This window comes from Deferribacter abyssi, from assembly GCF_049472655.1.
Classification (GTDB): Bacteria; Chrysiogenota; Deferribacteres; order Deferribacterales; family Deferribacteraceae; genus Deferribacter; species Deferribacter abyssi.
Genome location: NZ_JAQNCS010000005.1, coordinates 42,916 through 63,294, shown reverse-complemented (window position 1 = coordinate 63,294; position 20,379 = coordinate 42,916). Strand labels below are relative to the sequence as shown.

The window sequence follows — 20,379 nt, the reverse complement described above, 5'->3', positions numbered from 1 at the left end:
CTTATCCAACTCTACTCCTCCAAAATACTTATAATGGCTTCAGCAAAATCATCAGAATCATTCAAACTATTTGTTCTAACAATATTTATCCCCTTCTCTCTAGCTTTTTTTATATATTGTTCATCGAGTTCAATCAAGGTTTCAATATGATCTGATACAAAAGAGAGCGGTACAACAATTACATTATCAATCCCTTTCTCAGGGAATTTCTCAATTACATCTTTTGTTTCTGGACCTAGCCACTTTATTGGACCAGTTCTGCTTTGAAATGCAAGTTCGTACCCTTTAATTTCTAGATTTTTCAAAACTATATCGATTTGTTCATGAATTTGTCTGACATAAACATCCCCTCTTTTCAAGGTGTACTCAGGCAAAGAATGGGCTGAAAATAAAACAAAGCACTCTTTTAAATCCTTTTTGAGTTCTTTCGCGGCATTTTTTATTCTTTTCTCAATACATTTGTTGTAATTTTCATTTTTATACCAGTACGGAATTATTTTAAAATTTCCATTTGGTGGTATAACATTTATTGCTGAGTAAAAACGCTTAAAACAAACTCCACTTGTTGTATAAGAATATTGAGGATACATTGTCATCACAAAAATTTTATCAAAATTTTTATATTGCAGAGTCTCAACTGTGTCCTCAATTAAAGGGCTATAATAGCACATCCCCACTTCCGTAAAAAGCTCTCGCTGATAATATTTTTTGTATTTATCTTTAACTTTTTTGAGCAAACCTTGTAAATGCTTTATCTGGGGAGAGCTTCCCCCCATTTTGATATAATCAGGCATTACTTTCTTACTTCTTGTTTTAGCGATAATTTTAGCAACAAAATTTTGTAGTTTACCTATTTTAAAATCTATTATGTCTCTATCAGAAAAAAGATTATAAAGAAATTCCTCTATACCTTTTAAAGAATCTGGTCCCCCCATATACATTACATAAAGTAAATCCATCAAATTTCACCTTTAATCACATCCACCAAGAACTTTACATTTTCAACAGGAGTAGTAGGCAAAATACCATGCCCTAAATTAAAAATATGCCCCTTAATTTTACGCCCTTCATTAATAATTTTTAAAATATTTTCCATTATAACATCCTTTTTTGCAAAAAGAATAGTCGGATCCATATTCCCCTGTAAAACAAATTTATCCTCTGTAAGCACAGAAAAATCTTCAAGGGTTATTGTCCAATCCACCCCTAAAGCATCACAGTTTAACTTCTTTAAAGATTTAAAAAATGTAGCTCCATTTTTCGCAAAATATATTGTTTTTGCCCCCTTTAAATTCTTTAAAATATAATCCACATATGGGAATATATACTTATCATAATCATAAGGAGTTACAACTCCAGCCCACGTATCAAACATCTGTACTATTTTACATCCATTATCTATTTGAGATTGTAGATATTTTAATGTACTAACCGATAATTTTTCCATCAAAATTTCGAAACCCTTCTCATCATTCCTCATAAAATTTTTAATATATTCAAAATTTTTAGAACCACCACCTTCAACCATGTAACATGCAAGTGTAAATGGTGCGCCAGAAAAACCGATTAATGGAACATTCAGTTTTTCCACTAATAACTTAACTGTTTCAATTACAAAGGGTAGATCTTTTTCAGGCTCTACAACTCTTAAACTTTCAGCATCTTCCTTAGTCCTTATCGGATTTGAGATTACAGGCGCAGGATTGAAATCAAGATCAATCCCCATGGGCTCAATAGGAACTAAGATATCAGAAAAAAGAATAGCCGCATCCATTCCAAAAGCTCTAATAGGCTGCAAAGTAACTTCACAAGCAAGCTCAGGAGTCTTGCATAACTCAAGAAAAGTTACCTTACCTCGAACTTCTCTATATTCTGCCATATACCTACCAGCTTGTCTCATCAACCATACTGGAGGTCTCTCCACTTTTTCGCCATTTAATGCTCTTAAAATCAAATCGTTAAACATCCTTCCTCCTAAACATTAATTTTTTTATAAATTACCAAATTATTTTAAATATCGCAATAAAATAAATTAATGGAACTCCCCCATTTTTCTAAATTTTGTTTTAATGAATTTATGGATGTCAAACTATGTATGAAACATAATTTAAACGAATTATCATATAGTTATAACATATTAATAATAAATAGACAACTTCATGGTTCGCGATCCTCGCAATACGATGACGAAGAAGGGAGCTATCATCGTATTGCGAGCAAAACCAAGCAATTTCAACACTATCAGAAAATCATTATCATAGCAAATAACTGTGCAATACCCTTAATTGTTTATCTTGGTCTTTTTATCAAAAAGATGCTAGCACTTATAATAGGGATCTATTTTGGTTCATATCCTGCTTCTTCAATTGCCTCTTTTAACTGTTCAATTGTAACTTTTTTATCATCATATTCTACTTCTACATTTTTATCTTCAAGACTAACAACTGCATTCAGCACACCTTCAAGAGACTTTAGTTCTTTTTCCACTGACATCTTACAATGATTACAGCTCATTCCTTCAATATCAATTACAATTCTTGCCATAATATTTTCCTCCTTTTATCTTTATGATAAAAATTCTTCAGTTAACTTAAAACTTAAACTCCCATTTTTTCAAACGCAAAGCATTAGTAACTACAGAAACAGAGCTAAATGCCATTGCAGCTCCAGCAATGATAGGACTTAAAAAACCTGCTGCTGCCACTGGAATACCAATGATATTGTAAATCAATGCCCAAAATAAGTTTTGCCTGATATTCCTCATTGTAGCCCTACTCAGCATCAATGCAGCAACAATTTTTCTCAAATCATCTGCTACAAGAGTAATATCAGCTGCTTCTATTGCAACATCTGTACCTGTTCCCATAGCAATTCCTACATCAGCAGTGGCAAGAGCAGGAGCATCATTTATCCCATCTCCTACCATCGCAACTATCTTACCCGCACTTTTTAGCTCATTTACCTTATCTGCTTTTTCATTAGGAAGAACCTCTGCAAATATATTATCAATATTAAGTTTCTTTGCTATGGCTTTTGCAGTAATCTCATTATCACCAGTGAGCATATAAACAGAAATACCCATATGTTGAAGTTTTTCAATTGTTTCTCTTGCATATTCTTTTTCACTATCTGCAACTGATACAATTCCTAAAAGCTTTTCATTCTCAGCTACATAAAAAGTAGTTTTCCCCTCACTATCAAGTTCTTCTTTAACTTTTTTAAGTTCAGAACAGTCTATTCCTATAGTTTGCATTAACTTTTCATTACCTACTAATACCTTTTTACCATCAATTTCTGCAGCGACACCTAAACCACTAAGTACTTCAAAATGGGTAGTATCTTTAAACCGCACATTATTACTTTCTGCTTTACCAACTATAGCCTGAGCTAGCGGGTGTTCACTCATTTTCTCAGCAGAAGCTGCCATCATAATAAGATACTCCTCATCTACTCCATCAGCACACACAACATCTGTTACCTCAAACTCCCCTTTTGTAAGGGTCCCAGTTTTATCAAAAACAATAGCATTTACTTTGTGAGCCAGTTCAAGATATTCACCGCCTTTGAAAAGAATACCTAATTGAGCTCCTTTACCTGTACCTACCATTATAGATGTAGGTGTAGCAAGTCCAAGTGCACATGGACAAGCTATAACCATAACAGCTGTAAAATTTATGAGAGCTTTTGTAAAATTACCTGCATCTAACCAAAAATACCATATAAGAAATGTAAAAATGGCTATAGCTATAACTGCTGGTACAAAATATGCTGAAACTACATCTGCAAACCTTTGAATAGGAGCTTTTGAAGATTGAGCCTCTTCCACAATCTTTATTATTTGAGACAAAAAAGTATCCTTACCTGTTTTAGTTACTTTTAATTTCAAATAACCATTTTTATTGATCGTTGCACCAATTACTTCATCCCCAACTTTTTTCTCTACAGGAACACTTTCACCCGTCATCATAGATTCATCCACAAAGGATGCACCTTCAACTACTTCACCATCAAGAGGAATTTTTTCTCCAGGTTTAACAATCACAATTTCTCCGACTTTAACATCATCCACTGAAATCTCAATTTCCTCTCCATCCCTCACTACCCTTGCATTTGCAGGTTTCAATTCCATTAGCTTTTTAATTGCTTCAGAAGTGCGACCTTTTGCCACTGTTTCAAGATATTTACCCAAAAGAATCAGTGTTATCAAAATAGCAGAAGTTTCAAAATAAAGATCTCCTCCCCTAAATACATTAACAACACTGAAGATATAAGCCGCACTAGTACCCAACGCTACAAGCACATCCATATTGGCTGATTTATCTTTAAGACTTAAATATGAACCTTTGTAAAACTGTAAACCAGGGTAAAATTGTACCACCGAGGCAAGTACCAATTGCAGATACGAGTTAATCAAAAAAGACAAACTTTCTATTTTGAAAAAATGAACAAACATCCCTATCAATAAAGGAAGGGAAAAAAGTGTAGAAATAATAAGCATTTTTCTTTTTGAAGCAATCTCATCCTCTTTAGAAAAAGATTCTAAAGAATCTTTTCTTATTTCAGCATCATATCCAACCTTTCTAATTACATCTATTATTTCAGACTCATCTATAATTGTACTTATAAAACTCACTTTACCTTTTTCTGTAGCTAGATTGATAACAACATCTACAACTCCTTCTGTTTTTTTAAGCTTTTTCTCAATTCTATTTGCACAGGTAGCACATGTCATACCAATTATATCAAGTTCTACTTCTGACAGGGGCACACTATAACCTGTATCTTCAATAACTTTTATCACATCAGCTATATTTAACTTTTGAGGATCAAATTTAACTTTTGCCCTTTCCATGCTTAAATTAACATTTGCAAAAACAACCCCTTCTTTTTTATTTAATTTTTTCTCAATCCTACTAGCGCATGCAGCACACGTCATACCTGAAACAGGCAAAATTATCTCTCTCATAGACATCTCCTACTCATACCATGTATTAGTATTATAATCCTAAAACTTAGGATATCAAGTCTTTAAATTTACTACTTGACAAATTAACCCAAAAACACTACCTTACATTTGAACAATTGAGCAAACATAAAGAGGAAATAATGAAAGAAATTATCAGCGAAAAAGATATTGAAGCACTTTCCGGACTTTTTAAAGTCTTAGGTGATCAAACAAGGATTAAAATATTGAGCGTTTTAAAGGATAATGAACTCTGTGTTAATGAAATTTCAGAAAAATTGAATCTCTCAGTATCTGCCATATCTCATCAGCTAAATACTCTAAAAATAGCAAAGCTTGTTAAAAGTCGTAGAGAAGGGAAAAATATATACTATTCTTTAGATGATGATCACGTCAATATTCTTTTTAAAAATGCGTTAGAACATATTAAACATAGGTAGGTTGAATATGAAAAAGTATTTTTTAAAAGGGCTTGATTGTCCCGCATGTGCAGCAAAAATTGAAAACGGTCTAAAATCAGCTCTTTCTGATGAATCAATATCAGTTAATTTCACCAACAAAACAGTCAGCATTAAAAGTGAACAATATAAGGATGCAAAAACAATTATAAAAAAATTGGACCCAGATGTTGAATTAATCGACCTATCAAAAAAGGATACACATACAGACGATCTTATCAACAATAAATTTGAACTTGTAAAAATTTTAATTTCTTTAATATTATTTACAATATCTCTTTTTTACAAAACAAAATTAGCATCTTATCCTCTTTTGGAGTATTCCGCATTTTTATTTCCTTACTTCTTAATAGGTTATCCCGTAATATTTAAGGCAGCTAAAAACATTAGGAACAGACAACTCTTTGATGAAAATTTCTTAATTTTAATAGCAACACTCGGAGCAATTGCTATAAAAGAACTACCTGAAGCAGTTGCAGTAATGCTATTTTACAATGTGGGGGAATATCTCCAAAATCTAGCAGTCGGTAAATCAAAAAAATCTATAACTAGTCTGCTTAATTTAAAACCTGATACAGTAACTATTATTAAAAATAACTCATATATTACAGTGATTCCAGAAGAAGTTAAAATAGGAGATTTAATAGTTGTAAAACCAGGAGAAAAGATACCTCTTGATGGAGTTGTAGTAGAAGGGAGTAGTTCTTTAAACACTTCAGCAATTACAGGCGAATTTGTCCCAAAAATGGTAAAGACAGGAGATGAAATACTATCAGGGATGATAAACGAAAGCGGACTTTTAAAAATAAAAGTAACAAGAGAATATAAAGATTCAACTATAGCAAAAATTTTAGAACTAGTAGAAGAAGCATCTAGTAAAAAATCAAAAACTGAACAGTTTATCACCAAGTTTGCGAGATATTATACACCATTTGTGGTTTATACTGCAATCTTTATAGCATTCATACCACCAACGATACTGCCAAATCAAACCTATGCAAGTTGGATTTACCGAGCATTAATACTTCTCGTAATTTCATGCCCATGTGCATTAGTTATCTCAATCCCACTATCATATTTTTCAGGAATAGGAAAATCTGCTAAAAACGGTATACTTGTAAAAGGTAGCAATTACTTAGAAGCATTAACAGATGCAAAAGTAGTAGCATTTGATAAAACCGGCACACTTACAAAAGGAGTCTTTAGAATAAATAAAATCATTACTAAAAACGGAGCATCTGAAGATGAGCTTTTAGAGTATGCTGCCTATGCTGAAATAAATTCTAATCATCCTGTGGCAGAAGTTATTATTAAATCATTTGGTAAACAGATAGATAAATCAAAAATTGAATCATTCGAAGAAATCAAAGGTTATGGACTTGAAACTGTCATAGACGGCAAAACAGTTTTGGTGGGTAACGATGGACTGATGCATATTAAAAGGATACCACATGATGATTGTGATGTAGAGCATTCAGTGGTTTATGTAGCTGTAGATGGGAAGTTTTTAGGTTATATCCTTATCGATGATGAAATAAAAGAAGAATCTATACAGCTTGTAAATAGACTCAAACAAATAGGTGTAAACAGAGTCATAATGCTTACTGGAGATAATTTTAATGCTGCGAAAAAAATAGCTGATAAACTTAATATAAATGAATTTTATGCAGGTCTACTCCCTCAGGATAAAGTAAACAAATTAAAAGAAATAAAAGAAAAACTTCCTGAAAATGAAAGAGTAGTTTTTACAGGTGATGGCATTAATGATGCCCCTGTTATCGCTTCAAGTGATATAGGTATCGCAATGGGAGGCTTAGGTTCAGACGCGGCTATAGAAGCTGCTGACATTGTAATTATGGATGACAACCCCTTATCAATTCCTAAAGCTATTAAAATAGCAAAATATACCAAGAAAATTGCAAAGCAAAATATTATATTTTCACTGAGCGTAAAAGGTATTTTCATAACCTTAGGGATTTTTGGTATCGCTACAATGTGGGAAGCGGTTTTTGCAGATGTGGGAGTAGCTCTAGTTGCAATACTAAATTCATTAAGAATTTTTACATATAAAACTTAATTGCAAAACACAAAAATTAATTTTACAATAAGTGTTTTAATAGATTATCGAGACTAAACGGTTTAGAAATTACAGGTACCGATATTGTTCCACTTCTAAACTCTTCAACCCCATAACCTGTCATCAATACAATGGGGAATTGTACACCTTCTTTTTTTAAATTATTGACCAACTCAACCCCACTCATTTCAGGCATGGTAATATCTGAAATCACAAGATCTATATCATTTTTATTAGCTAAAATATAATCTTTAGCTTTCAATGGATTATCAAAAACTTCTACTTTTTTACAAAATCTAGATAACATTGCCCCTACAGAGTGGGCTAAGTCTTTATTATCATCTATTACTACAACGTGCTTATCTCTTAATAAATTTATCTTTTCGTTTGTATTCATTAATTCTTGTTTATTCTCCATATTCATCTCAAATAAAGGCAAATAAATTATAAATTTCGTATACTCACCTTTCTTCGTATCCACTATTATATAGCCATTATTTCTTTTAATAAAACCATAAATGGAAGCAAGGCCAAGCCCTGTCCCTTTTCCCCTTGGTTTTGTGGTAAAAAACGGCTCAAAAATTTTATCCACTATACTTTCATCAATACCAGTACCATTGTCTTCGATAATTATTTCAGCATATTTACCTTTGTTTATTGTAAAAAAACCATATGATCTTTCATCATGAAAATTTTTTTTATCTATCGTTATCTTAATATACTTATGATCCCTCTTCACATGCTCTAATGCATAAACAGAATTATTTATCATATTTAAAAACATTTGATCTAAATGTACTGGATCAACTTTTAAAATTACCTCTTTAGTTTTCCTATCCAAAATAAGCTCAATATCTTCTCTTATAAGCCTTCTGTACATATCAATTGAGTCTACTAGATATTTAGATACATTAATCACTACTGGTTGATGTGAATCTTGTCTGCTGAAAGCCAACAGTTGAGATATAAGTGATGATGCCTTATCCACAGCTTCCATCATCTTATTAAAAATTTTCTTATCATATTCTCTATCTACTTTCATTTGATAAACCTGCAAATACGAAGATATTACTGTTAAAATATTATTGAAGTCATGAGCTATTCCACCAGCAAGCTGCCCAAGTGTCTCAAACTTCTGCTGAGCTATCATTTTATCTTTAATTTTCTTATACTCAGTAATATCAATACCAAATTTTACATATACATCTTTCCCCTTAAAATTTGTCTTTGATATTATAGAACTTTCAGTATATCTTGAACCATCAGTTTTTACATTTTCTATTTCCCCACTCCAAAATCCATTCTCATCAAGTTGTTGCCTAATTTCATCAGAATGCTTGTTAAAAAATATACATTGTTTTCCTACCTCATGACCATTATATAATAGAAAATGCTTATTTGCATATATTATCCTCCCATCAACATCCATCACAGAAATAAGTACAGGAGATTGTTCTATTAAATAACCAAAAAACTTTAACTCTTCTTCCCTTTCAAGTTTATCTGTTATATCTCTTAAAATTATAAAAATTCTATCTTCATTATCCATTCGAAAAGATATTGCTGAACTTTCAAAAATTAATTTATCTCCACTTTTATTCTTAAAAAATGTAATATAATTAGTTAATTTCCCCGATTCTTTAAAATTAGCCAGGAATTTATCTTTTTCTACTTTACTATAGTATAATTCATTAAGATTCATTTCTCTTATTTCATCCTCTTTAAACCCAAAAGTATTTTCTACATTACCATAAACCTCAATAACATCCCCACCAAAATTTGTGATAAAAATAATATCATATGTATACTCTAAAACCATTTTATAAAGCATTAAAACTTGCTTATGTCTTTTTTGAAAATAGCTATATATTAAAAAACCTGAAGCAGAAATTATTAATATAAAAATAAATGTATATACAAATTTTTTATTCAAATGAATTTGATCATCAGGAGCATTCAGAATAAAACTATCATTTGGAAGTTTTTTTATATCAATATTAAAATTCTTTAGTAAGTTAAAATCAAAAACCCACCTGCCCAATTCATCACTTGAAACCAATGGAAGTTCTTTTATATCTTTCCCTTCTAAAAGCTTTAAGACATAATCACCTACTATTTCACCTTTTTTACTACAACTTAATACTTTACCTCCTATTACACTTCCTGTTTCTAAAGATTCACTGTAAAAGGTATATAAAGGTATCCTTGCTTTATTAAACAAGAATTTATTTATACCTTTTACAAACCGTATTTCACTATTATTTTTCGATGCGCTCATAACTATGGCAGCAACATCACTTTTCCCTTTAAACCTTTCAACCAATTCGTTTAAACTAACACCATCCAATAATTCTATATCAACATTTTTAAAATTATTATTTTTTATAAATTCAGATATTTCAGCCTCTAAAAAACCATGAAACATTTCAAAATAAGAATCACCTATAAAAACTATTTTTTTAATATTGGGTTGCAACTTTATGATTTCCTTAACCAAACCATCATAGTCATATTTTTCATAAATTCCTGTAGTAAGATTATCAAGAACAATCTTATCTTTAAAGTTTAACATATTTACAAATACAATAGGAATATCATTAAATAAACTATCCCTTAAAGAATATACAAAATTAAGAGCATCATTTTCAATAGTTACAATAACATCAGGAACATCATCTGAGTATTTCACAAAAAAACTTCTTCTAATTGTATCAAAATAATAAAAATCAATATTTATTCTAGAGCTATCGATAAACTCTGTAACTACCCTTACTTCTGTTCTCAAATCAGCAAGTGTCTTACCTATAGCCTCATAAACATTATGAGTTCTCCCATATTCTTCGTCATGAGAGTGAACGACCAAAACAAGATTGTCTTGAAAAGCAAAAGCACTAGAGTTAATTAACGTTAAATGTAACAAGACTAAAAAAAATATTGTTTTTTTTAAAATATAATTATTGTTCAAATTTTCCATAAACTGTACATTATAAAATTTTTAATAAATATTCCAGAAAAAATTGTTGACAATATCAAAAGTTAGATATATCTAACTTTTGATATTGGAGGTAATAATGCACAAAAAAGAATACAAAGTGTTACTGGTAGGTAACCCAAATGTGGGTAAAAGCGCCCTTTTTTACAATATTACCAAAAAATATGCCTCCGTATCAAACTATCCAGGCACAACTGTATCAATATTTAAAGGTAAAACAAAAATAGGAAATCATCATGAAATTGAAATTATTGATACACCAGGTTTTTATAACTTTTTGACTATCACAGAAGAAGAAAAAGTAACAAAAGAAATTATTTTAAAAAAAGAATATGACTGTATCCTTCATGTTGTAGATGCTAAAAATATAGTTAGAATGCTCCCTTTAACCTTTCAATTATTAGAAGCAGGTATTCCTACAATGCTTGTTTTAAATATGTACGATGAACTTGAATGTAAAGGGATGGAAATCAATATTTCACATCTAGAACACGACCTTGGAATACCTGTAGTAAAAACTGCAGCTATTAAAAACAAAGGTACGGATAATCTTATATCAAGGCTTGTAAGTGTTTTAGAAGGGAGATATAGTTTTCAACCTGTAGGAATAAATTATGGTAACAACATTGAGTCTTTTATAAAAAGTATTGCTTCACTTTTAAAAAAAGAGTACCCTATCTCTAAGAGGTCTATCGCTCTTCTATTACTGCAAAAAGATGCAGACACCATCGAATTAGTAAAAAATGAGAATGAATACTCTGAAATTATGAAACTCATTAACTCTCTACCAGAGGATTTGAACATAGAAATATCATCAAAAAGATTACATTTATCTCAAGAATTATGTAGTGAACATTTTTACTCAAATGGTAAGACAAAAGGTGTTGCAATAAAGCAACTTATTGATAAAATAACATTACATCCTGTGGCTGGTTTTCTAGCTGTTTTACTAATATTATATTTTGGTTTTTATAAATTTGTAGGGCAGTTCGGAGCAGGTACTCTCGTAGATTTCATTGAAACAAAAATTTTTGAAGAAAGTATTAATCCATATATCAATAATCTTTTTCACAAACTATTAGGCTCCACAATTTTTTTCAATCTATTTGCTGGAGATTACGGTATAATAACTTTAGGCTTAAGATATGCTATCGCTATCGTTTTACCTGTTGTTTCTACTTTCTTTTTCATGTTTTCACTGTTAGAGGACTCAGGATACCTGGTTAGGCTCTCAATTATTCTTGATAAATCACTAAAAAAAATTGGGTTAAGCGGACGTTCTGTAATCCCTCTAATTTTAGGGCTTGGTTGTGGCACAATGGCAACCGTTGTCACTAGAACTCTTGAGACAAAAAGGGAAAGACTCCTTGTAACTTTTCTCCTTGCATTAACCATACCTTGCTCAGCACAACTTGGTGTAATCTTGGGCTTGTTTGATAAAAGTCTTTCTGCTTTATTAATATGGTTTACCACAATTCTTATCGTATTCCTATTAAGTGGATTCATATTAAACAGATATACAAAAGGGAAAGAAGCAAGTTTTTTTATGGAAGTGCCACCCCTTAGAATGCCAAACTTAAAGAATGTTTTTTTAAAAACTTACTCAAGGCTAAAGTGGTATGCATTAGAGGTTATTCCCCTCTTCATATACGCATCAATCCTTATTTGGATAGGAAAAATAACAAAACTTTTTGAGCTATTCTCTCTCATACTTTCATATCCAGCAAATTTAGCAGGACTTCCTGAAAAAATGGGAGAAATCTTTCTTTACGGATTTTTTAGAAGAGATTTTGGAGCTGCGGGACTTTATGATATTCAAGAACTTTTAACTACTAGGCATTTAGTAGTAGCAAGTGTAATTCTTACCCTTTTTGTACCATGCATTGCTCAGCTTTCTGTCATGATAAAAGAAAGAGGTTTTAAAACATCGATGATAATCTTTGGTACTGTTATACCATTTGCCTTTTTAGTGGGAATTATCTTAAATGCAATTCTTATTACAGTAGGATACTGATATGAAATTAAAAGATGCAAAAATAAATAAAGGATATATAGTGGTAGAAATCAACAAAAAAGATAAAGATGCCTTTAAAAAAATATGTTCATTGGGAATATTACCAGGACTAAATATTAAAGTTATACAAAAAACACCTATGATAATATTTGAAGTGTTCCATTCTCGTTTTGCTATTGATAACGAGTTGGCAGATAATATTCATATAAAAGAACTTATTTGAAAATATCTATTTATTAATTGATATATTTGAATATATAAATGATTGATAATATTGCACTTTTTTTGATCAAACATTGTTATATTTATGATAAAAATCCACTTCTTTTTCTTCATTTTTAACAACTTTTTTTTCTCAAAAACTCTTATCTTATATACATCTTGTAAACTTTATTTAAAAAAAGAAAAATGTTTGCTAAATATAAATATTTAAACAGTTATTGCAATATAAATATAAATAAGTTTATATTTAGTTCATAGGGTATTGTAATATCAATAATAAAAATTTCTTATTAATGTTTGGAGGTTAAATATGCCCCGTATAAGTAGAAGAAGTTTCTTAAAATTGGGAGTGGCTTCAACTCTTTCTGCAAATTTCTTATCTATTCAAAAATCTTATGCCGCAGTTTCTTCCGTTGATTTTGGTATGGAAAAGAAAGTACCCGTTTTGTGCAGAATGTGTGCACAATTTTGTCCAATGCTAGCAGTTATACGCAACGATAGGGTTATAAGAGTAGAATCAAACAAACACACACCACATCCGGGAATATGTGCTCGTGGCAGAGCAGCAATGGGAGCATTATATAATCCAGACCGAATTAAATATCCATTAATCAGAGTAGGAAAAAGGGGAGAGGGCAAATTTAGAAGAGCTACATGGGATGAAGCTCTAAACATGATCGCTGATAAATTAAAAGAACTTAAAAACAAAGGTGAAGAGCATCTTGTAGCCTTTCTTCCACGATTTAATAGTGCTCCAGAAATGGATAAACAGTTTTTCAAAATTTATGGAACCCCAAATATTGTGGGTTATGGAGATACCTGTTTTGGCAACTCTCTTGTAGTCAGTTTCGGTGCAATATTTGGAGGTAAAGAAGATAAAGGTGTACCTGGTGGCGGAACAGGAGCTCTCACACCTGATTATGAAAATGCAAAATATGGATTACTCATAAATAGAAACCCTGGCGGCGGACTCGTAACATTCCCATGGGGGGTAATGTTTGGTCGTGGAAAAAGAAATGGGCTAAAAATCACTGTTGTTGATCCAAGAAAACCATCAGAAGCGGGAGAAAGTCTTACTGATTGGCTACCTATCAGACCTGGAACAGATCTTGCTTTCCTTTTAGCCTTAACTAACATTATTTTAACTACAAACAAATACAACAAGGACTTTTTAAATAAATATACCAACGCTACAATGCTAATTGATGATGAAGGAAAACCTATATACACAGAAAAAACTGATGATAAACATTTTGATTATCTAGTATTTGACGAAGCTGATCAATCATTCAAACTATCACGTTTTGCTCAAAAACCTGCTTTGATAGGAATATTTGACTATAAAGGGAAAAAAGTAAAAACAGCACTTACAGTATTAAGAGAATCCTCAAAACATTATACTCCAGAATGGGCTGAAAAAATCACATCAATCCCAGCGAGTAAAATTAAGCAAGTAGCTGAGAATCTCATTAAAAATTCTCCACAGGTATTCATCGAAAGAGGATACAGATCAACTAGATATGAAAACTCAATGGAAGAAAAACGTGTAATTTTGATATTAAACGTTCTTTTAGGAAACATTGGAACAAAAGGTGGAATGATTTTGCAAAGAAAAGTCAAAACAGCTCACTTTTTAAAAACACCAAAACCACAGAAAAAGCCACTTAGTCTCTATTATAGAAAATTTGATAATTTTTCCCTAATTAACACATCAAATTACAGAAGATTATTTATCAAGTCACTATTAGATGAAAAACCTTATAAATGCAAAATGGCAGTTTTTTGGGGACAAAATATAATAGGCGGTTCTACAGGTGGAGAAGAAATCATTAAAGCTTTAGAAAAGCTTGAAATGATTGTAGCTGTATCTCCATTTTTCAACGAGACAGTTCTTTATGCAGATGTAGTTATTCCTGATGCAACGTTTTTAGAGAGAGATGAAGCAATAAGAACAAAATTCAAAACACCATATCCGGTCATAGCAATCCACAAAAAAGCTGTAGAACCACTTTTTGAAGCTAAAGATGGTTATTGGATTGTACTCGAACTCGCAAAAAGAGTGTTTGATAGCGAAACCTATAACAAATATTTTAAAGAATTCGAAGAGAAAGGTATTCAAGCCATCTGGAATAAACAGCTTTCACATATAAAAGGGTTTTCTAATGAAGAAAAAGCTGGTTTTTCAATACCTGCCCTTTTTGAAAAAGGGGTTTGGACAGGTCATATAAAATACGGTATAAAAACAAAAACAAAATCAAAAAAAATAGAAATATATAGCACTTTCTTTCTAAATAATCATCTCAAAATGAAAACTAAAAGTGAAAAATTAGCATTAATACTTGATCCAAAATTTAAATATATAGAGCCCTACTGGAGAACATCTAAAAACAATCTTGATAATGACGAATTTGTACCTGTAACAGGATTTAATCCTTTGAGCTCATTCACTGGTGCACAAACTAAAAATAATCCTATATTAAAGGTTGTGGGTGAAATGATTGATTGGGACGCAGTATACATTAATAAAGCAAAAGGTGAAAAATTGGGACTAAAAGATGGAGACATGATTGAAATTTTCAATATAGAAAAACCTCATTTACCAACGTTGGCTAAAGTTAGGTTGGTAGAACATGTTCATCCCGATGCCCTATTTTCATTTTATGGAATTGGTGCAGGTTTTTATAATAAACTCAATAAATTTCTAACTTATGCTCCACAATACGGTTTGAACCCAAACCATATTGGCAATTTCAACTTTTCACCACTTGATGGTGGTCAACTTTCTCAAGATTTCATTGTAAAAATAAGGAGGGCAAAATGAGTAAAAATTTAATTTGTTACGACTCAATATCCTGCATTAGGTGTTATGCATGCATGATAAATTGTGCAGTAGAAAATAGAGCCAGACAGTTTAGAGATAAAAACAAAAGATATGAACTTGCTGTAAACGAAACAAAAGAAAGTTATTACTATCTTACTCCAGAAATACACGAATATGGAAAATACCCAAAAACTCAAAAAATAACCAAGTTTATCCATTGTAACCATTGTGAAAACGCACCATGTATGCAAATATGTCCAGCAAATGCTATTGAAAAAAGAAAAAATGGTGCTGTGGTAATACATGATGAAATCTGTGTTGGATGTAGATCCTGCATGGATGCATGCCCATATAACATTCCCAAATATGATATCAAAAGAAACAAAACATATAAATGTATATTCTGCTACGATAGAGTAGAAAATGGATTAAAACAGGCTTGTGTTGAAGCCTGTCCAACTGGTGCTATGTTTTCAGGAACTTTTGAAGAGGTAAGAAGAGAAGTTTTAAAAAGGATTGAAAAATACGAATCTACCTACAATGAGCCTTTCGTAGCTTATGGACTGGAGGAAATAAATAATTATGTGGGTAGTTTAGGATGGATTACTATTGTTCCCAAAAAAGAACTTGAAGTATACAAACTATCAGAAACCCCATACAAAAATGGTGTAGTATTAAGAAATATAGCTAAAAAAAGTGCACCTGTATTAATTGGTACTGCTATTGCTGCTACAGCAGGCCATTTCCTTTATTGGCTAGCAAAAAGGAAAAAAGTTGTAGAGCAATCTTCAAAAGAGGAGGAGTAAAATGTTAAAAAAAGCTGATACAAAAATAGAAGTATTTAACCAAATTATTATTTGGTATCATAAACATATAATACATTTTATGTTCTTCTTCATAATTACAGGTTTACCTATTCTATCCGACAAATTTAAATTTCTCGCATATATTTTTGGTATCCCAGTAAGCTGGCTTGGTGAGATAAATACATCTGCAGAAATTTTGAGTGTAGGTATCCAGGTAGCAAGAATTTTTCACAGGGTTACAGCATTATTTTTCATCATTGCTTCAATTCCATTTGTAATTGTAATGCTAAAAGATATTAAATCTTGGCATATTTGGCCTGAAAAGTGGGGAATAAAAGCATTTTTTGGAGGAATTAAAGATCTTTACAAAACGTATATAAAATTTGAGCATCCTGAGATTGGTAAATATAATATGGGTCAAAAACTTTTTGCATGGTTTATAATTTTTGCAATGATTATGATGACAGCTTCTGGGTGGATTTTGGCTTTTAGAGACTTTTACAGCGAAAATCTGTGGCAATGGGCACGAGCAATCCATGCTATTTTCTTTATATTAATAATTTTCTTTTTAATAATTCATATATATATAGGAACTCATCCTATAAACAGATGTGGTCTTAAAGCAATTTTTCGTACAGGTGAAACGGATTTAGAACATATAAAAGAAAAACATCCCCGCTGGTATAATAAACTCAAAAATTTATGAAGAAGGAGGTAACCCTCCTTCTTTATATAAAAAATTATACTAAAACGTCTTAAAAACTATGATAACTAAAAAATTAACAAGGAAACCATCTTACAAAGAAAAAGGTGAAAAGATATACCAGTTTTATTTTAGCGTAACCAAGGTTGATCATTAGCTAAAGAGAAAAAAGGCTCATTATACAATGAGCCTTTAATTATTAAAAAGTTATTATGCCTTTTGCACTTTACCTGCTTTAATACATTTCGTGCAAACTTTTTTTCTTACCACTTTGCCATCTTCAATAATTCTTATTTTATGCACATTTGGATAAAAAACCCTTTTTGAGACATTGTGAGCGTGGCTTATAGTATGCCCAAACATTGGACCTTTACCACATATATCGCATCTTCTTGCCATTATCTCTACCTCCATCTTAAAATGAGCGAACAACTCATATATATGAAAAACAAACTTTTTGCAACGATTTTTGTATAAAACTAAAAATAATTTTTTCAACTATTACGTTTTATTAAACTATAGAGTATCTACTAGAATAAGCTTTATTTATTCAATAATTCTTTTATTGTACTAATAACATCTTTTATGTGAAAAGGTTTCCTAAAAAAAGGATAGCTCTTTTCAAAACTATCTTTAATTAGTTGCAATTCATCGGAACCTGAAATAAAAACAATCGGCAATTCAGGCTTTAATTTTAAAAATTGTTTTGCCAAATCAATACCATTTTTATCATTCAAAAAGATATCTATTATTGCTAAATCTACACTATTATTGAATTTAATTATAGCATCATTAAAATTATTTGATTTAATGATATTATACATTTCTAAATTTAAAATAATTTTGAAGGATTCAAGTACAGTATCTTCATCATCCACTATTAAAATTGTTTTTTTAGTATTTTCTTCTTTTGAGTGTCTATATGAATTGGTTATTAAACTATAAGCATGCTGAATAGTAGGTAAAAAGATTTTAAATGTTGTACCCTTACCAACTTCGGATTTTACAGTTATTGTGCCACCATGTTTTCTAATTATACCATAACTGGTTGCCAAACCGAGACCTGTACCTCCTTGATTTCTTTTTGTAGTGTAAAATGGTTCGAAAATTTTAGGCAAATTTTCTGATTCAATTCCAACTCCTGTATCAGATAATGATAACTCAATATAAACACCTGGAGATAATTCAGGATTAAATAAGCTATTATATTCATCTATTATTTTATAGTTAGCTGTAACACGAAAAACCCCACCATTGGGCATTGCATCTTTTGCATTTGCTGTTAAATTTAAAATAACCTGAGTAAGTTGAACAGGGTCTCCTTCAAAAGGTGGTAAATTTAAAGGGATATCTGTGACAAAAGAAATGTTTTCCCCAAGTATATTTTTAATTAATGAAATATTTTTATTTATTAATTCGTTTATACTCAGGATTTTAATTTCAGATTTGGATTCTCTACTAAATTCCAAGAGTTTATTTATCAACTGTGTAGATTTATTGGAAGCCTCATGAATTATTTCAGCTGGTTTTTTTAAATGCTCTGGTAACTGGTTATTTTTTATAAGATAAGATGATAATGTGAGAACTGGTGTTAATAAGTTGTTTAATTCGTGAGCTATACCAGCAGTAAAATATGCAATACTCTTTAATTTTTCAGTATTTATCATTTGAGACTCAAAATTTTTGTATAAAGTTATATCATATAAAAAACTATATACATGTGTAAGGCTTCCGTCTTTATCAAATCTACCGACAGCATTTTCTAATACAATAGTTTCATTTCCTTCTTTGTCGATATAAGTCATTTCAATATTTTTCACTGTTTTCTTTTCTTTTAATATTGTCAGAAAAAGTTCACGCTGTTTTTTATCTTTATAGAATTTAGAAGCATTAGTTACTTTGAGCTCATTTTTATCCTTATATTTAAAAAGATTTAAAAATGCTTGATTACAGTCTATAAATTCCCCTTCTGGTGAGGTAATACAAATCGCAGCAATATTTTCTTCTAAAAATTTTTCAAAATCTTCAGATAAATTTGATAATTTTATAGATTGTTCCAACCTATAAAGGTTTGCTGCTAATAGATTTGATATTTCACACAAGATTATACGCTCAAATTCTTCGAGTTCTCTGTTATATACATTCAAATTCAATATTATATACCCATAAAAATTGTTTAGATATTGAATTTTTGTTGTAAATGTATGGCTTCCATGTTTTAAATTTAAATAGGCACAAGATTTACACATCTTATTGTTGTGATGATTTTGCAAAATGATATAGTTTCTACTTTGTAATACGTTGATACAATTCGGCAATCCTCTTTGAAGATTTTTTACAAATAACGATTCTTCTTCTTTAGTAACACCGTAATTTATAAAATCACTTATTTTCCTATCAAAATCTAATAGAATAATAGAAAAACATTTTATATCACTATATTTTGAAAGAAGATCTGCCGTCTCCGTTAAAATCAATTTTTTCGACTGTGCTGTTTTGAGGTTTTTATTTAGTTCATGCAAAATAGACAATAAGTCGAGATGATTTTGGAGTTTTTCTTTAGCTGATTTTTCTTCATGAATATCTATGGCAGTTATTAACCCTGCATATTTACCATTGTAAGTTGTAGTCCGACCTTCTAATAAAACCCACCTTTTTTTCCCATCTTTTCTTTTTACGAGAACCTCATATTTGTTTTCTGGGTCATACCCTTCTTGCCGTTTTCTACCACGTTTTTTTACAATTTCTTGGAAGCTTTCGTCTACAAGTTCCCAAAATTTCATACCTACAATTTCATCGTTTGAATAACCTGTAATTTTAGTAGCAGCAGGATTTGCAAAGATTATATTATCATCTTGGTAGAAAATAATTGCTACAGAAGTTTTTTCATAGAGGTCTTTAAGGGTTTGATTTCTTTCTTCTAATTGAATTTGGAAATTTTTTTTAGCCGTTATATCCCTTAAGGTAACTAATACGTTGTCAACAGTTTTTTTTTACTTACTATAGGAGTGGAAGTTACTTGTATATATTTAGTCTCTTTACCAAAAGGTATTTTTAGCTCATTAGTGAAACACTTTCCTGAATCAATAACTTCTTTTACTATACATTGAGATATGTTTTCACAAATATTGTGATATTCTCTTCTGTTATCATAGCATTTTTTACCTTCACAAAAACCTTCATCTTTTGCTTTCTGATTTGCATAAATTACAGTAAAATCTCTACTTAGTAAAAAAATTATATCAGGTAAATTATCTAGTATTTTCTTTAAAAAAAACTCTCCTTTATCCATACTTAATTTTATAGTATATTTTAATTATATT

The 20,379-nt window shown here is 30.7% G+C and carries 15 protein-coding genes; 7 read left to right on the top strand and 8 right to left on the bottom strand.

Translation table 11 applies throughout. From position 1 onward, the window contains the following. Positions 1 to 11: 11 nt before the first annotated feature. The 4 genes from hemH to OWK30_RS04090 all read right to left on the bottom strand — a co-directional run bounded on the left by hemH (position 12) and on the right by OWK30_RS04090 (position 4,972). On the bottom strand, positions 12 to 959 hold the full coding sequence (gene hemH, locus OWK30_RS04105; protein ID WP_423323839.1) for a ferrochelatase: 948 nt from the start codon (positions 957 to 959) through the stop codon (positions 12 to 14). Next, complete coding sequence (hemE, locus tag OWK30_RS04100) at positions 959 to 1,966, bottom strand: uroporphyrinogen decarboxylase (RefSeq protein WP_423323837.1); 1,008 nt, start codon at positions 1,964 to 1,966, stop codon at positions 959 to 961. The genes hemH and hemE overlap by 1 nt, the downstream gene beginning before the upstream one ends. Positions 1,967 to 2,337: 371 nt before the next feature. Further along, on the bottom strand, positions 2,338 to 2,544 hold the full coding sequence (copZ, locus tag OWK30_RS04095; RefSeq protein ID WP_423323835.1) for a copper chaperone CopZ: 207 nt from the start codon (positions 2,542 to 2,544) through the stop codon (positions 2,338 to 2,340). 46 nt (positions 2,545 to 2,590) lie between these two features. Beyond that, the gene (locus OWK30_RS04090) at positions 2,591 to 4,972 is read right to left on the bottom strand and encodes a heavy metal translocating P-type ATPase (protein WP_423323833.1); all 2,382 of its coding nucleotides are present in this window, start codon (positions 4,970 to 4,972) and stop codon (positions 2,591 to 2,593) included. Between the two features lie 134 nt (positions 4,973 to 5,106). Between OWK30_RS04090 and OWK30_RS04085 the strand changes: the two genes are divergently transcribed. Next, positions 5,107 to 5,403, top strand: coding sequence for an ArsR/SmtB family transcription factor (locus OWK30_RS04085; RefSeq protein WP_423323832.1), 297 nt, complete (start codon positions 5,107 to 5,109; stop codon positions 5,401 to 5,403). Between the two features lie 7 nt (positions 5,404 to 5,410). After that, positions 5,411 to 7,498, top strand: a complete 2,088-nt coding sequence (locus tag OWK30_RS04080) for a heavy metal translocating P-type ATPase (RefSeq protein WP_423323830.1) — start codon at positions 5,411 to 5,413, stop codon at positions 7,496 to 7,498. Between the two features lie 22 nt (positions 7,499 to 7,520). On the opposite strand, the gene OWK30_RS04075 is transcribed toward OWK30_RS04080, so the two are convergent. Next, entirely contained in the window at positions 7,521 to 10,472 is a 2,952-nt protein-coding gene (locus OWK30_RS04075) for an ABC transporter substrate binding protein (RefSeq protein WP_423323828.1), read from the bottom strand. Positions 10,473 to 10,569: 97 nt separating this feature from the next. Here OWK30_RS04075 and feoB point away from each other — a divergent pair, with 97 nt between their 5' ends. The 5 genes from feoB to OWK30_RS04050 all read left to right on the top strand — a co-directional run bounded on the left by feoB (position 10,570) and on the right by OWK30_RS04050 (position 17,059). After that, complete coding sequence (gene feoB / locus OWK30_RS04070; RefSeq protein WP_423323826.1) at positions 10,570 to 12,504, top strand: ferrous iron transport protein B; 1,935 nt, start codon at positions 10,570 to 10,572, stop codon at positions 12,502 to 12,504. A gap of 1 nt (position 12,505) precedes the next feature. Continuing rightward, positions 12,506 to 12,727, top strand: a complete 222-nt coding sequence (locus tag OWK30_RS04065) for a FeoA family protein (protein ID WP_423323824.1) — start codon at positions 12,506 to 12,508, stop codon at positions 12,725 to 12,727. 309 nt (positions 12,728 to 13,036) lie between these two features. Beyond that, positions 13,037 to 15,547, top strand: a complete 2,511-nt coding sequence (locus OWK30_RS04060) for a molybdopterin-containing oxidoreductase family protein (RefSeq protein WP_423323822.1) — start codon at positions 13,037 to 13,039, stop codon at positions 15,545 to 15,547. Then, on the top strand, positions 15,544 to 16,353 hold the full coding sequence (locus OWK30_RS04055) for a 4Fe-4S dicluster domain-containing protein (RefSeq protein WP_423323821.1): 810 nt from the start codon (positions 15,544 to 15,546) through the stop codon (positions 16,351 to 16,353). Before OWK30_RS04060 ends, OWK30_RS04055 begins: the two co-directional genes overlap by 4 nt. A 1-nt stretch (position 16,354) precedes the next feature. Continuing rightward, positions 16,355 to 17,059, top strand: coding sequence for a cytochrome b/b6 domain-containing protein (locus OWK30_RS04050; protein WP_423323819.1), 705 nt, complete (start codon positions 16,355 to 16,357; stop codon positions 17,057 to 17,059). Between the two features lie 207 nt (positions 17,060 to 17,266). Here the strand turns inward: OWK30_RS04050 and rpmB are convergent, their stop codons facing one another. The 3 genes from rpmB to OWK30_RS04035 form a co-directional block, all read right to left on the bottom strand. Beyond that, positions 17,267 to 17,455 (bottom strand): 50S ribosomal protein L28, encoded by a 189-nt coding sequence (gene rpmB / locus OWK30_RS04045; protein ID WP_423323817.1) that lies wholly within the window; start codon positions 17,453 to 17,455, stop codon positions 17,267 to 17,269. Between the two features lie 143 nt (positions 17,456 to 17,598). Then, on the bottom strand, positions 17,599 to 19,986 hold the full coding sequence (locus OWK30_RS04040) for a PAS domain S-box protein (RefSeq protein WP_423323978.1): 2,388 nt from the start codon (positions 19,984 to 19,986) through the stop codon (positions 17,599 to 17,601). Positions 19,987 to 20,024: 38 nt separating this feature from the next. Then, positions 20,025 to 20,348, bottom strand: a complete 324-nt coding sequence (locus tag OWK30_RS04035; protein ID WP_423323815.1) for a PAS domain-containing protein — start codon at positions 20,346 to 20,348, stop codon at positions 20,025 to 20,027. Positions 20,349 to 20,379 lie beyond the last annotated feature (31 nt).